This is a genomic window from Phenylobacterium sp. (assembly GCF_036677185.1).
GTDB lineage: Bacteria > Pseudomonadota > Alphaproteobacteria > Caulobacterales > Caulobacteraceae > Phenylobacterium.
Genome location: NZ_JAKFEN010000040.1, coordinates 89,791 through 103,744 on the forward strand (window position 1 = coordinate 89,791; position 13,954 = coordinate 103,744).

At 67.9% G+C, this 13,954-nt stretch carries 12 protein-coding genes; 3 read left to right on the forward strand and 9 right to left on the reverse strand.

Translation table 11 applies throughout. The annotated features are described in order from the left end of the window. Positions 1-7: 7 nt before the first annotated feature. Genes ccoP through ccoN form a run of 4 tightly spaced genes read right to left on the reverse strand, consistent with a single transcriptional unit; the run spans position 8 to position 3,265 of the window. Positions 8-874: a cytochrome-c oxidase, cbb3-type subunit III gene (ccoP, locus tag V6M51_RS20895; protein WP_332770173.1), complete on the reverse strand. Its 867-nt coding sequence runs from the start codon at positions 872-874 to the stop codon at positions 8-10. Then, a complete protein-coding gene (locus tag V6M51_RS20900; RefSeq protein ID WP_332770174.1) occupies positions 861-1,040 on the reverse strand; it encodes a cbb3-type cytochrome c oxidase subunit 3 in 180 nt (59 codons plus the stop codon). Before V6M51_RS20900 ends, ccoP begins: the two co-directional genes overlap by 14 nt. Continuing rightward, a complete protein-coding gene (gene ccoO, locus V6M51_RS20905; RefSeq protein WP_332770175.1) occupies positions 1,037-1,771 on the reverse strand; it encodes a cytochrome-c oxidase, cbb3-type subunit II in 735 nt (244 codons plus the stop codon). Before ccoO ends, V6M51_RS20900 begins: the two co-directional genes overlap by 4 nt. 12 nt (positions 1,772-1,783) lie before the next feature. Further along, the gene (gene ccoN, locus V6M51_RS20910) at positions 1,784-3,265 is read right to left on the reverse strand and encodes a cytochrome-c oxidase, cbb3-type subunit I (protein ID WP_332770318.1); all 1,482 of its coding nucleotides are present in this window, start codon (positions 3,263-3,265) and stop codon (positions 1,784-1,786) included. Between the two features lie 298 nt (positions 3,266-3,563). Here ccoN and V6M51_RS20915 point away from each other — a divergent pair, with 298 nt between their 5' ends. After that, positions 3,564-3,839: a hypothetical protein gene (locus tag V6M51_RS20915; RefSeq protein ID WP_332770176.1), complete on the forward strand. Its 276-nt coding sequence runs from the start codon at positions 3,564-3,566 to the stop codon at positions 3,837-3,839. Continuing rightward, positions 3,836-4,387, forward strand: a complete 552-nt coding sequence (locus V6M51_RS20920; protein WP_332770177.1) for a hypothetical protein — start codon at positions 3,836-3,838, stop codon at positions 4,385-4,387. The genes V6M51_RS20915 and V6M51_RS20920 overlap by 4 nt, the downstream gene beginning before the upstream one ends. 36 nt (positions 4,388-4,423) lie before the next feature. On the opposite strand, the gene V6M51_RS20925 is transcribed toward V6M51_RS20920, so the two are convergent. The 5 genes from V6M51_RS20925 to V6M51_RS20945 all read right to left on the reverse strand — a co-directional run bounded on the left by V6M51_RS20925 (position 4,424) and on the right by V6M51_RS20945 (position 12,445). Continuing rightward, positions 4,424-5,917: a CRTAC1 family protein gene (locus tag V6M51_RS20925; protein WP_332770178.1), complete on the reverse strand. Its 1,494-nt coding sequence runs from the start codon at positions 5,915-5,917 to the stop codon at positions 4,424-4,426. A 16-nt stretch (positions 5,918-5,933) separates the two neighbouring features. Then, a complete protein-coding gene (locus V6M51_RS20930; RefSeq protein WP_332770179.1) occupies positions 5,934-8,015 on the reverse strand; it encodes a penicillin acylase family protein in 2,082 nt (693 codons plus the stop codon). A gap of 23 nt (positions 8,016-8,038) precedes the next feature. Continuing rightward, a complete protein-coding gene (locus V6M51_RS20935; RefSeq protein WP_332770180.1) occupies positions 8,039-10,825 on the reverse strand; it encodes a TonB-dependent receptor plug domain-containing protein in 2,787 nt (928 codons plus the stop codon). Between the two features lie 86 nt (positions 10,826-10,911). Further along, entirely contained in the window at positions 10,912-11,925 is a 1,014-nt protein-coding gene (locus tag V6M51_RS20940) for a FecR family protein (protein WP_332770181.1), read from the reverse strand. Next, entirely contained in the window at positions 11,855-12,445 is a 591-nt protein-coding gene (locus tag V6M51_RS20945) for an RNA polymerase sigma factor (RefSeq protein ID WP_332770182.1), read from the reverse strand. Before V6M51_RS20945 ends, V6M51_RS20940 begins: the two co-directional genes overlap by 71 nt. Positions 12,446-12,636: 191 nt before the next feature. On the opposite strand from V6M51_RS20945, the gene V6M51_RS20950 reads away from it, so the two are divergent. Then, positions 12,637-13,923, forward strand: coding sequence for an MFS transporter (locus V6M51_RS20950; RefSeq protein WP_332770183.1), 1,287 nt, complete (start codon positions 12,637-12,639; stop codon positions 13,921-13,923). Positions 13,924-13,954: the final 31 nt, after the last annotated feature.

Consider the following 13,954-nt stretch of genomic DNA (forward strand, 5'->3'; position numbering starts at 1 on the left):
CGCCGGACTATCGCCCTCCGGCGTTGGCGTGGATGTAGACGGCGAGCGCCTTCAGGGTTTCGGGATCGAAGCGGTCCTTCCAGGTCGGCATGACGCCGCCCCGGCCGTTCCAAATCTGGTCGTGGATGGCTTCACGGCTGGAGCCATAGAGCCACTCCTGGTCGGTCAGGTTCGGAGCGCCCTGCTTCTGGTCGCCCAGCCCCTTCACCCCGTGGCATGAGACGCACTGGGCCACATAGACCGGGGCGGCGCGCCGGACGGCGGCGACATCGGCCGGACGATGCGACAGCGCCACCACGAACTCGGTGAGGTCGTCCACCTGAGCCGGGGTCAGCATCTGGTCGCGCCCGAAGGCCGGCATCTGGGAGAACCGCGCATCGGGGCCGCCCGATCGGACGCCGACCTGGATGGTCCGGTGGATGTCCGCGAGTTCGCCGCCCCAGAGCCAGACGTCGTCGCGCAGGTTGGCGTAGCCCTTGGCGCCGACCCCGCCCGTTCCATGACAGGTGGCGCAGTTGTCGCCGAACACCGACTGGCCGACCGCCTGGGCGTAGGCTTGCAGTTCGGGATCGCGTTCGATCTCGTCCAGCGAGGCGGTGCGCAGGCGGGCCGCCTGGGCGCCCCGCACCGCCGTCAGGGCCTGGAGTTCGCCGACGACCGCCTCGCGATCGGACTGTCCCAGAATCCCTCGGGAATAACCGGTCAGGCCCGGCCAGGCCGGCATCAGCACCCAGTAGACCGCAGCCACCGCGATGCAGGCGTAGAACACCCAGAGCCACCAGCGCGGCAGGGGATTGTCCAGTTCGCGAATGCCGTCCCACTCGTGACCCGTGGTCTCGACGCCCGTGACCTCGTCGGACTCACGCTTCGACATCGGGATCCTCATGGTCTTGCAGGGGAAGGTGGGCCAGGCGCCGGAACGCCTCGCGGTTCTTGGGCCACAGCGCGTAGAGGACCCCTCCGGCGAAGATGACGCCGAAATAGATCAGTCCACCCTGCTGGGCGAACCGCGCCACGGTTTCGTAGGTGAGGCCGCTCATCGCCGGTTCTCCGGGGCCTCGGCCTGGTAGGTCTTGAAGTCCACCAGGGCGCCCAGCATCTGGAGGTAGGCCACCAGGGCGTCCATCTCGCTGACCTGGTCGGGATTCCCGTCGAAGTCGCGCTGCTGGGCCTTGGCGCCGTAGCGGGCCAGGAACTTGGCCGAGCCGGCGAAGGGGTCGGCCTGGGTCTCCAGGTCCTCCTTGGCGCTGTCGATCATCTCCTGGGTGTAGGGGACGCCGACCTTGTTCATGGCCCGGATCTTGGCCTGGATGTCGCGATAATCGAGCGGCTTGTCCGCCAGGAAGGCGTAGGGCGGCATCACCGATTCCGGCACCACCGAGCGCGGATCGATCAGGTGGTCTCGGTGCCAGGCGTCGGAGTACTTGCCGCCCACCCGCGCCAGGTCGGGCCCCGTGCGCTTGGAGCCCCACTGGAAGGGGTGGTCGTACATGCTCTCGGCGGCGAGGCTGTAGTGGCCGTAGCGCTCCACCTCGTCGCGCAGGGGCCGGATCATCTGCGAGTGGCAGAGGTAGCAGCCCTCGCGGACGTAGATGTCGCGGCCTTCGAGCTCGAGTGGCGTGTAGGGGCGTACGCCTTCCACCTTCTCGATCGTGCTCTCCAGATAGAAGAGCGGCGCGATCTCGACCATGCCGCCGATGGAGACGACGATCAGGATCGCGATGACGAGCGGCAGCGAGTTCCGCTCAAGCTTGGTGTGATGCTTCCACATTGTCGGGATCCCCTACTCGGCCGCGACAAGCGCGGGGGCGGGACCGGCGGCCTGGGCGGCGGGCGCCTGGCTCGGCATGCGGATCGTACGCCACAGGTTGTAAGACATGATCAGCGCGCCGGAGAGGTACATGAGACCTCCCAGGGTGCGGATGACGTTCTCGATATGCTTGGCCGAGACGGTCTCGACGAACGAGTTGGCGAGGAAGCCCTGGGGCGTGTACTCGCGCCACATCAGGCCCTCCATGATGCCGGAGACCCACATCGCGCAGATGTAGAGGACGATCCCCAGGGTCGCGATCCAGAAGTGCCACTCGGCCAGGGCGTTGGAGTAGAGCCGGTCCTTTTTCCACAGCCAGGGGACCAGGCAGTAGACCGCTCCGAACGAGATGAAGCCGACCCAGCCGAGCGCGCCGGAATGCACGTGCCCGATCGTCCAGTCGGTGTAGTGGCTGAGCGCGTTGACCTCGCGGATCGACATCAGCGGGCCTTCGAAGGTCGACATGCCGTAGAAGGCGATGGAGACCGCCATCATCCGCAGGACCGGGTCGGTGCGCAGCTTGTCCCAAGCGCCCGAGAGCGTCATCAGGCCGTTGATCATGCCGCCCCAGGACGGCATCCACAGCATGATCGAGAAGGTCATGCCCAGCGTCTGGGCCCACTGCGGCAGGGCCGTGTAGTGGAGGTGGTGCGGGCCCGCCCAGATGTAGATGAAGATCAGCGACCAGAAGTGGACGATGGACAGGCGGTACGAATAGACCGGCCGCTCCGCGCGCTTGGGCACGAAGTAGTACATCATCGCCAGGAAGCCGGCGGTGAGGAAGAAGCCGACCGCGTTGTGGCCGTACCACCACTGGATCAGGGCGTCCTGCACCCCGGCGAACAGCGAAACGCTGTGGCTGCTCAGCAGCCCGATGGGCATGGCCAGGTTGTTGACCACGTGCAGCATCGCGATGGTGACGATGAAGGCCAGGTAGAACCAGTTGGCCACATAGATGTGCGGCTCCTTGCGCTTCCAGAGCGTGCCCAGGAAGACCAGCAGATAGGCGACCCAGACCACGGTCAGCCACAGGTCGACATACCACTCGGGCTCGGCGTACTCGCGCGACTGGGTGATGCCGGCCAGGTAGCCGGTGGCCGCGAGCACGATGAACAGCTGGTAGCCCCAGAACACGAACCAGGGCCAGGCCCCGCCGGCCAGCCGCGCCCTGCAGGTGCGCTGCACGACATAGAATGAGGTTGCGATCAGGGCGTTGCCACCGAAGGCGAAGATCACCGCCGAGGTGTGCAGGGGCCTGAGACGCCCGAAATTCAGCCAACCCGCCTCTGGGAAGTAGAAGACCGTCGGCCAGGAGAGCTGGGCGGCGATCACCACCCCGGCCAGCAGACCCGCGATGGCCCAGAACATGGTGGCGATGACGCCGGCGCGGACCACGCCGTCGGCGTACTGGTCCTGAGGCGATCGGAACCGGCCCGAGGACAGTCCCACCGTCATGGTGCTGAGCGCCACCACGAAGGCGGCGATGAATACCCAGCCATGGAGCCGGAACAGCCGGTCGTCGGAGAACGCCGTGGCCATGAGGGCGCCGAAGGCCAGCAGGCCCGTCAGCGCATAGAGCAGGACGGCGTTCAGCGGCGCCGCGTCGGTTTGTGCCGATTGAGTGGTCATGTTCCCCGCGAGTCGCTGCGATGCCCAGCCGCCAGTCTCACAATCGGCGGCCGGCTGGCTTTGATTTCAGTCAAGGCCGAGGCGTTCGCGCCTCGCGATCCTGTCAGGGACTGGAGGAACACCCATGCACGCGACCGAGCCATTGGACGTGGGAGCCGTCGCCGGAGCGCTGAGCTTGCTGGCGGCGGCCGGCAGCGCCGCCCTGGCCTGGGCTCACATGCGCGCGATCGAACAGATGGGAGTCATCTGCGGCGCGCCGCTGGAGACTCACTGCGGTTGGTGCGCTTCGGCGGTGATCCTGGGTCTGTCCGGCGTCGCCCTGATCGCTGGCGCGCCCCGCCTTACCCAGCGCCGGCTCCCCGCCGCCGCCAAGACCCGCATCTCCGGAGAACGCCTGTGAACAAGCGCCACCTGCTGATCGCCTCGGCGATCCTGCTGAGCTTCCCGGCCTATGCGACCCAGGCCCAGCCCGCCAAACCTCCCAGCCAGGCCGAACAGACGGTGCGCGCCGTGGACGCCCGCGCCCACGAGGCGGCCGACCGCGCCATCGACGCGGCGAGTGCGGCGGCCCAGTCGGCGATCAAGGCGCTGGACACGGCCGAGACGGCGCTGCGCGAGGTGACCCGCGAGAGCGCCGAAGCCTCGAGAACCGCCTCCCGGGAGACCGAGGCCGCCGCCGTGACGGCCGCCGCGCGGGCCAGGGAAGCCTTCGCCCGCGGATCTGCGGACACGCGGATCGCCGCCGACCGGTCGGTGAAAGCCGCCCGCCGCGCGGCGGAGGAAACCGCTCGAGCGGCGCAGGCCGCGCAGGCCGCGGACCGCGCCACGACCGAGGAGACCCTTCGGGCCGCGCGCGACGCCGCCAAGGCGTCCGCCGACGCCGCGGCCAAGGCGCTCGACACCATCCAGGTCGCGGTCCGAAAGGCGAGGAAGGACCACGCCTACTAAGCGCGGCGCGCGGCGCTGGCCGTCAGCGCCTCCCGCTCAGGACGCGCGTCGAACCACCAGCGTCTTGCCCGAATAGGCCTTCACGTCGATCTTCTCCAGCCGCTGCACCTTGCGGCCGGCCGCGCTCATGAACGTCACCTCGACCGTGACCCGCGAGGCGCCGGGCAGCCCGAAGTGAACGGGCGTGGCGCCCTGGGCGCCATAGCCGCCGCCGGTGGAGACCTGGCCCGCGCCCAGCAGCTTGCCGTCGAGACCATAGACGCGCACCTCGGCGCCGGCCTGGGTGAAATGGCCCTTGGCGTCGACGACGGTGACCTGCAGACTCTGCCTTGCGGCGGCCTTGGGAAGCAGGTTGCGGAAGAGGAAATGCCCGCCCACGGGGCTGTAGCCCTGGGTCACCGACAGATCGAGCGCTCCGTCCCGGTCATAATCCACCCAGGCGACGCCGTGGTCCCCGGCGTCGAGCAGACCGCCCTTGGTGAGCACGTTCGTGAAGGTCTTGCCGGCCTGATTGTGGAACAGCCGATCAAACGGCGTCTGCTGGCCGGCCGGGCCCTCGTAGGACATCACCGCCAGGTCGGGATAGCCGTCGTTGTCGTAGTCGCCCCAGGCCGCGCCTACCGCATGGTTCTCGACACCCACACCCGTCGCCGCCGCGGTGTTGGTGAAGCCGCCGTCGCCGGTTCCACGCCACAGGGCGTTATGGCCGTAGTTCGGGACGAAGATGTCCAGGGCGCCGTCATTGTCGTAGTCGCCGACGGCGCAGCCGACGCCGCCCTCGTCGGTGCTGCGGCCCGGGGTGTCCATGCCGAGCGTGGGGGCCACGTCGACGAACGCGGCGCCGTCATTGCGCCACAGCGCGTCGGTCTTGCCCGACTGGTTGGCGAGGAACAGGTCCAGGTCCCCGTCCTTGTCGTAGTCGAGCCAGCATGCGCCCACCGTCGAGCGGGCGACGGTGGGACCCGCCCCCACGAACACCTGGGTGAACTTGCCGCCGTCGTTGCGATAGAGCTTGTTCTCGCCGATCCGATCCGTGGCGTAGAGGTCGAGATCCCCGTCGTTGTCGTAGTCGATCCAGTTGTTCTGGCGGGCCGACCGCCCAGGCAGGGTGAGGCCGATCTCGGCGGCCACGTCGACGAAGGTTTTCCCGGCCCTGTTGTGAAAGACCGCGCTGGGCTTGGCCGGAACGCTTGAGCCCGCCAGCAGGTCGACCCAGCCATCGCTGTCATAGTCGCCCCAGCTCAGGGCCCGGAACTCGCTCCCGGTGGTGGGCAGGCCCATCGCGCCGCCGATACTGGCCAGCGCGCCCTTGTCGTTCCGATAGAGGCGGATCTCGCCGCTCTTCAGGGAGACGGCGAGATCGAGGTCTCCATCGTTGTCGAAGTCCGCCCAGGCGTTGGACAGCGATCCCGGCATCGCCAGCAGATCGCGCTGGATCGGGGCGAACGCCGGGTCCGGCGCGGCGGCGGCCGTGGCGGCGACCGCTAGGGCGGCGCCCGCCATGGCGGCCGGCATCCAGCGTCGAGGCATCGTCATCTCCTGCGGATCAAAAGGGGACCTTCGACTCGAGGTGTTTCTCGACCTCGGCGCGGGTGGTCCATAGGGTACGGTAGGTCTTCTTCGACAGGTGCTCGAGCTGGTCGCTGCGGTGCAGCGACCCCGGCTGGGTCGAGTTGCCGTAGCTCATCAATCCCAGCGCCTTGATCGGCGTCGAGAACTCCACCATCGACACCCAGGTCTCGCCGTGGACGGGCGTGCGCTTGCCGTCCTTGAGCGGGCTCCAGGTCATGACGTGGAAGACGCCGGTATTGCCGAAGCCACCGTTGCCCGGCAGGTCGACCTTGCCGAGCGCGAAGCGGGAGACCTCGCCGAACGGGCGGTCGATCGACCCGTAGCTGGCCTTGGCCTCCTGAGCCGCGGCCTTCAACATGGCCACGGCCTGGGTCGGGTCCTTGAGGCCGACGGGCGTGTCGATGGGCTTGGCCGGGTCCCAGCGGACCCGATAGTTGGCGTCGTTGTTGTAGGTCGGACCGGCGAACTTCCGCGCCCAGGCCTCGAACAGCAGAGCGCCCTTCGCGTCGGCGTCGACGGTGCGGTCCCAGGCCTTGAGCACGGCCGCGGCTTCCAGGATATCAGGGTCGGCGCTCTGCGCGGCGGCGGCCAGCAGTTCGTCCAGCACCCGGTCGGTCATCAGCACGTGGTTGGTCAGCTTGCGGACCACGAAGTCGTCGAAGGTGACCTTCGCCGGATCGGCCATCAGGTGCGACGACTGCTGAGCGCGCAACGACATCGGGCCCTTATTGGCCATGTAGGCCGGATAGTCCTTGGCCTGGATCGCCTGCGGCCAGGTCGAGACCCACGGCGGATCGTTGGTGTTCTGCACGTAACCGCTGGGCGGATCGATGACCTTGGGCAGGTCCTCATAGGGGTGGGTGTCGGTCCACAGGGTGGCCGAGGTGTCGCCGGCCACCAGCCCGCCCCACTTGGCGACGTCGCCATCGGCGTGCTTGGGCAGGATGCCGTTGTAGAGATACTGGACGTGCCCTTCGCGGTCGCCATAGACGATGTTGAACGACGGCACCTGCAGGCGCTGCATGATCGCCTGGTAGTCGGCGAAGCTCTTCGACTTACCCATGTCCCAATACTGGCGAAGTCCGCCGGGACGATCGAGGCCGGCGACACGCACGGCGACCGTCTTGCCGTCGGCCCGCGTGAACACCGGCCCGTGCACCGACGAGCGGAGCTCCAGCGGCTCGGTGCGGAGGGTTCCGTCCGGCTGCTTCACCTTCAGGCTGGCGGCCTTGGTTTCGAACGCCCGCACCTTGCCGTCGAGGAGATAGCCGCCGTCGGCGAGCTTCAATTCGTAGTTGGTGGCCCCCAGGACGCCGTTGACGGTGTTGGTGAAGCCCATCCGGTCGTTGAACGCGAAGCGCAGCACCGGCAGGCCCACCTGCGTCGCCCCGTACATCTTGATGCCCGGCCCGTTCAGGTCGGCTTCGAAATAGGTGAGCTGGCTGGGCGCCCAAGGCAGGTGCGGGTTGGCCAACAGCGGGGTGTTCCCGCTGGCCGACTTCCTGGGCATGACGGCCCAGGCGTTCGAGCCTGCGTCGGCGTTGCCGCCCATGGTCCGCGCCTGGGGCGCCACATAGACGTAGTTCATCAGCCGGTGGCCGTGGGCCATGACATCGACGCCGGTGATCGGGAAGACCTGACGCACCGCGGGGTCGAGCTTTTCCGGGTGGGCCTTCGCATAGGCGTTCATGCCCGCGGCGAAGGCGTCGAGGTTGGCGCGAAAGCTGGCCGGCTCCTGCGCGTACCAGGCCTTGGCGCGCTCATAGATGCCGTTGGCGATCACCCATTTGTCGGATTCGACCTCCGCCGCCCCCCAGTACTCCGCGGCGCGACCGCGAGCCTGGCCGTAGAGCTTCACGACCACGTCGCCGTGGTTCTGCGCCGTGGCGTAGCCGAAGCCATAGAAGACCGAGGCCTCGTCCTTCCCGTAGATGTGGGGCACGCCGTAGGTGTCGTAGAGGATCTCACCCTTGGGAGCGGCCTGGACGGCGGCCGGCGCCGCCGCGAGGCTCACCGCCAACGCGGCGGCGATCATCAGATTCCTGGGAAAATACACAGCGCGTCTCCCGATCCCCGTCCTCAGAACGTGTACTGCACCCGGGCGTACCAGGAGCCGCCGGTGAACCCGAACGGCGAGGTGCCGGGGAAATGGCCGCTGCCCGTGGCGGCGTTGTAGATGCCGTTCTTGTCCGGGTACTCGTTGAACAGGTTGTTGGCGCCGGCGGCCAAGGTGACCTGATCCAGGACCTTGTAGCTGACCTCGAGATCCGTGATCCACTTGGCCCCGTAGCTGCGGTCCTGGGCCGGCAGGTCGGCGATGACCGTGAACTTGCCATAGCGCGTCGAGCGCAGGTTCAGGTTCAGCTTATTCCAGTCCCAGTTCAGGCCCAGCGCGACCTTGCTCTTGGGGAACGAGGTGGTCAGGAAACCCTGGCTGCCGCGCCCGAACAGGACGAACCCGGCGCCGAGCGCGGTCAGTTCGGGCGGGTTCGGGATGATGTCGAGGATCTTGGTCTTGCCGTAGTTGAAGCCGGCGTTCGCCCGCAGCCGGCCCCAGTCGCCGAGGTCGTAGCGGTAGGTCGCCACCACGTCGATGCCGCGGGTCCGGGTGTCGATGGCGTTGGTGTAGTACTGGGCCGACAGGTCGCCGGAGAGACCCTTGGAGATCAGGATGTTGCTCACCGCCGTCCCGGTCAGGGTGCTGGTGATCGCGATCCGGTTGTCCACCTCGATCTGGTAGGCGTCGATGGTGATGTCCAGGCCAGGCGTGGGCTGCAGGGTTAGGCCGGCGCTGAGGTTCTTTGACTTCTCGGGCGTCAGCGGCTTCGCGCCGAGGGCGACGGCCTCGGGCGCGCTGACCGGCAAGGTCTTGATCAGCAGCAGCTGGTTTGGCACCCCGGCCACGGTCCGGAACTGGCTGGACGTGGCGGCGTAGTGCTGTTGGGCCAGGCCCGGCGCGCGGAAGCCGTTGCTGACCGCGCCGCGCAGGGAGAGCCAGTCGGTCAGCTCATATCGGCCGGTCAGCTTGCCCGTGAGGGTGTCGCCCGAGGAGTCGCTGTAGTTCTCGTAGCGGGCGGCGGCGCCGATGAAGAGCCTGGACGTCGCGTCCCAGCCCAGTTCGCCATAGACCGCCCTGGAGTCGCGATGGCTGGTGCTGGCGTCAGCGGGGCGGAAGCCAGGCGTCGCCTGGGCGCCGGTCTGCGGCGCCACGCCAGCAAACGGCTGTCCGGGCGGAGCGCGATAGAGACCCTCGGCGTAGCTCGCGGGCTCCCCGGCCAAAATCTTGTAGCCCTCGCGCCGGTACTGGGCGCCGAAGGACACCTGCAGGCTGGACTCGCCAAGCGCGAAACCGCGGGTCACGTCCAGGTTGCTGGTCAGTTCGTCGGACTGCAGCGTGCCGATGTAGAACGTCTTGGGACTGGCCGGGCCGAGGCTGGCGTTCTCGGTGTTGGAGGTGTGCAGTTCGGCCTTGTTCTTGCCGTAGCCGGTGGAGAGGTCCCACTCCCAGCCGCCCAGGTCGCCCTTCATGCCGCTGGTGAACTCGTAGTCGTCCTCGTTGACCACTTCGTTCGGCCGATAGCCAAGCGGGTAGAGCGCCGGCGTCGTGTTGACGTTGTTGGGCGTGCGGTAGGTGAACGGGAGGTCGGACTCACGCTTCGAGTAGGTGCCGAATGCGTAGAGCGCGATCTTGCCGAAATCGTATTCGCCGTTGAAGCCGAACGTGGTGTTGGTCTGCGGCAACTGGCCGAAGTTCTTGGTCACCAGCCGGTCGATGGTGGCCTCACGCGGATCGCGGACGCCGCCGACCAGCGGGAACAGCTGGATGCTGGGAGCAATGGGATAGGCGCGGTTGGACAGCCGCTGGTCCTTGCGATTCACCGAAACGTTCACGAAGCCGGCGTCGCCGAGTCTGAAGCCCTTGTTGAAGGCGAACTGGGTCAGGTCGCCGTCCTTGCGGTCGAAGTTCAGGCCGTAGGTGGCGCTGAGCAGCCCGGCGTCGGTGTCGCCCTTCATGATGATGTTGATGACACCGGCGATGGCGTCGGAGCCGTACTGGGCCGCCGCGCCGTCGCGCAGGACCTCGATCCGCTCGATCGAGGCGGTCGGGATCATGTCCAGGTCGGCGGGAACCGATCCGTTGTAGAGCGACGAAACCGCGTTGATCAGCGAGGTCTTGTGCCGCCGCTTCCCATTGATCAGCACCAGGGTCTGGTCGGGATTTAAGCCCCGCAGGCCACCTGTCGCGATGATCGTGGAGGTGCCGCCTCCGGCCCGGAACGGCAGATTGAAGGAGGGCGCCAGGGTCTGCAGCGCCTGGAAGACGCCGGCCCGGCCGGACTTCTCCAGCTCGGTGGCCGAGAATGAGTCGATCGGCGTCGGGCTGTCGATGATGGTCCGCGGCGCGCCGCGAACGCCGGTCACGACCACGGCCTCGAGCTCCTGCGGCTCCGCGGGCTTGACCGCAACGCCGCCGCCCTCGTCCTGCGCGGCGGCGGCGACCGCGGCGAAGGCCGGCCCGACGGAGGCCGTCCGGATAAGTTCGGCCCGTGGCCGGGAGGCCGACAGCGCGATGAGGTCCGTCTGCACCATGACCACGCGAAGCGTTGAGCCGGCGATGATCTGGTCGAGCGCCGTGCGCGTCGCCATGCGTCCCCGCACCGGCGGCGAGGTCAGGCCCGAAACCCGCTCATAGGGATAGAGCAACCGCACGCCCGATTGGGCGGAGAGCGCGTTCAGCGCACCCTGCATCGGCTGGGATGCGATGTCGAAGTTCGTGACGGCGTTCTGCGCGGCGACCGGCGCGGCGAACGCCACGGCGGCGACCGCCGTCGACGATGCCCAGAACAGACGGTGGAAATTCGGCATGTTGCAAAGCCCCCTATGCGACGCCCTACCCCATCGAACGGACCGCGGTTGCACCACCGCCATATGGCCCGTGAAAAATTGTCAGCTCACTGGCGTTCCACCAGCAGGACGCCACCGTCGGCCGTCGCTATCGCCTCGATCGGGAAGCTGGTGGTCAAGGCCGCCAGGAACTTGTCGGCCTCGTCGACCTCGAAACGGCCGCCGATCCGCAGCGCCTCAAGTCGGGCGTCGCCGATCACGATGGGCTGTTGGCGATAGCGATTGAACTCGCCCACCACCTGGGCGAGGGACTCGCCGTCGAACTCAAGCACCCCTTCCTGCCAGGCCGTGCGCTGACGAAGGTGCTGGTCGTCGAGGGCGGTGGGGGCCACGGCGCCGGACCGGACCACCGCGCCGCCGCCCGCCCTGACCTTCGCGGCCACCGGCGTCTCGCCGCGACCGGCCTCGGCCACGACGCCGACGACGCCCTGGGTGACGGTCAACTCCACCACGTCGGGTCGCATCCGCACGTTGAACGCCGTGCCCAGCGCCCGGAAACGCGCGGCGCCAGCGTCGACCAGGAACGGACGGGCGGCGTCGTGTGCGACCTCGAACAGGGCCTCGCCCCTCACCAGCCTTATGCGCCGCTGCTTGTCGGTGAAGGCAAGTTCTATGGTGGAGGCGGTGTTCAGGGTCACCCGCGATCCGTCCGCCAGGACGACCTGGCGCCGCTCGCCCACGCCCGTTCGATGTAATTCGACATTGCTGACCAGCCGCCAGCCCACGGTCGCTGCGACGGCCGCGCTCGCCGCGGCCAGTGACCCGAACATCAGTCGCCGCCGGCTCGATCCCTCCGTGGACCTTGTCGGCGCCGACCTGTCGTGGCCGACGGCCTCGACGGCCAGATCAAGCGACGGGGGAGAGGCGCGCAGGCGTTCGGCGGACTCCCACGCCGCCTCCATGCGCGCGAACGCCACGGCGTGGCGCGGGTCGCCGCCCACCCAGGCATAGATTTCCCGACGTTCCGCGGGGCTGACGCCGCAAGCCAGCCTAGCGACGTAGGCGGCCGCCTGATCGTCGATCGCCTGCCAATCGTACGTCCTGTGGGGCGGTTCGCCCAAACTCGTCATCCTCACGTTCCGCTCGCGCCTGAGCCACGAGCTTGAGCGCTTTGACAAGATGCTTCTCGACCGTGGAAACGGACAGGCTCATCTGAACCGCTATGGCGGCGAGAGAAAGGTCATGCACGCGTCGCAGCAAGAAGACCTTTCGCGGCTGCGGCGGCAGGCGGTCGACCAGACGCTGGAGCCAGCGCAGTTCGTCCCGCGCCTGGATCTGCCGCTCCACCGCCGCATCGTCGGAGCGCAGGACATCGAGGTCGGCGACGAAGTCCAGGGACACGATGGTCTCGCGGCGCAGGGCGTCGATCAGCAGGTTGCGGGCGACCGTCATGAGGTAGGCGCGGCCAGCGGTGACCCGTGCAAAATCCTGAACCTGATAGGCGCGGGCCAAGCTCTCGGCCACCAGGTTCTCCACATCAAAGCCAGCCGGACAGATGCGCCGCAGGCGCGCACGCACGGCCGCCTCGTGAGGCAGAATGACGGCTTTGAACCACTCCAACCGAACGAGCAGTTCGCTCATCCCGCGCCCCCGACACGTACTTCCACGACAATGAGATGACAGTCCGCGCACGCTTGCGCGACGATGTCCAGACGCCCCCGCCGTCCCGTCGGCCAGGCGGAATGCGGCGACCGCGCATGGCGGAAAACCAGGCGCCGGTTCGTTCAGGAACCGACAGAAGCGGTTGTCCTGGACGCATTGGCGAGGTGTGGGTGTCGAAATATCTGGCAGGCGGACGCCGCCTGAAATCGATCATCGGGGGGTCCACCGGCAACCTGGTGGAGTGGTACGACTGGTACGTCTACTCGGCGTTCACGCTCTATTTCGCGCCGTCGTTCTTCCCCTCCGACGACCCCACGGCCCAGCTGCTGAGCGCCGCGGCGGTGTTCGCCGTGGGGTTCGTCGTCCGCCCGCTCGGCGCCTGGATCATGGGTGTCTATGCCGACCGGAACGGCCGCAAGTCGGGACTGACGCTATCGGTCACCCTGATGTGCCTGGGTTCGTTGATGATCGCGGTGGCGCCCACCCACGCCCAGGTTGGCGCGCTGTCGCCGCTGATCCTGCTCGCCGCGCGCCTGCTGCAAGGCTTGTCGGTGGGGGGCGAGTACGGTGCGTCGGCCACCTACCTCTCCGAGATGGCCGGACGGGAACGGCGCGGCTTCTTCTCCAGCTTCCAATACGTGACGCTGATCTGCGGCCAGCTTCTGGCGCTTTGCGTGCTGCTGGTCCTGCAGTCGATCCTGCCGCCCGCCGACCTGGAAAGCTGGGGCTGGCGCATACCGTTCGGGATCGGCGGCCTCCTGGCCATCGCGGTGTTCTACATCCGGCGCGGGCTCATGGAGACCGAGAGCTTCCAGAACGTCAAGGCGACCGCCAGCATGGGGTCCAGCGGCTGGATCCTGTTCCGCCACTATCCGCGCCAGGCCTTCCTGGTGATCGCCCTCACCGCCGGCGGCACGCTCGCCTTCTATGCCTACTCGACCTACATGCAGAAGTTCCTGGTCAACACGTCCGGCTTCAGCCGGGAGGCGGCCACCGAGATCACCGCGGCGGCCCTGTTCGTCTTCATGTTGCTGCAGCCGCTGGCGGGTTGGCTGTCGGACAGGATCGGCCGCCGGCCGCTGCTGATCGCCTTCGGGACCTGCGGCGCCCTCTTCACCTATCCGATCTTCCGGCTGCTGGAGGCGGCGGACAACTCCTTCACGGCCTTCCTGCTCGCCCTTGGCGCGCTGGTGATCGTCACCGGCTACACGGCCATCAACGCCGTGGTGAAGGCCGAGCTGTTCCCGGCACATATCCGCGCCCTGGGCGTCGCCCTGCCCTACGCCCTGGCCAACGCCATCTTCGGTGGGACAGCCGAGTACGTCGCCCTGTGGTTCAAGAGCATCGACCTGGAACGCGGCTTCTACTGGTACGTCACCGCGATGATCGCGCTCTCGCTGCTGGTCTATCTGCGCATGCCCGAAACCCGCAAGGCGAGCGAGATCGCCGAGGACTGACGGTTTGGCCGACACGACGGTCCAGGACGGC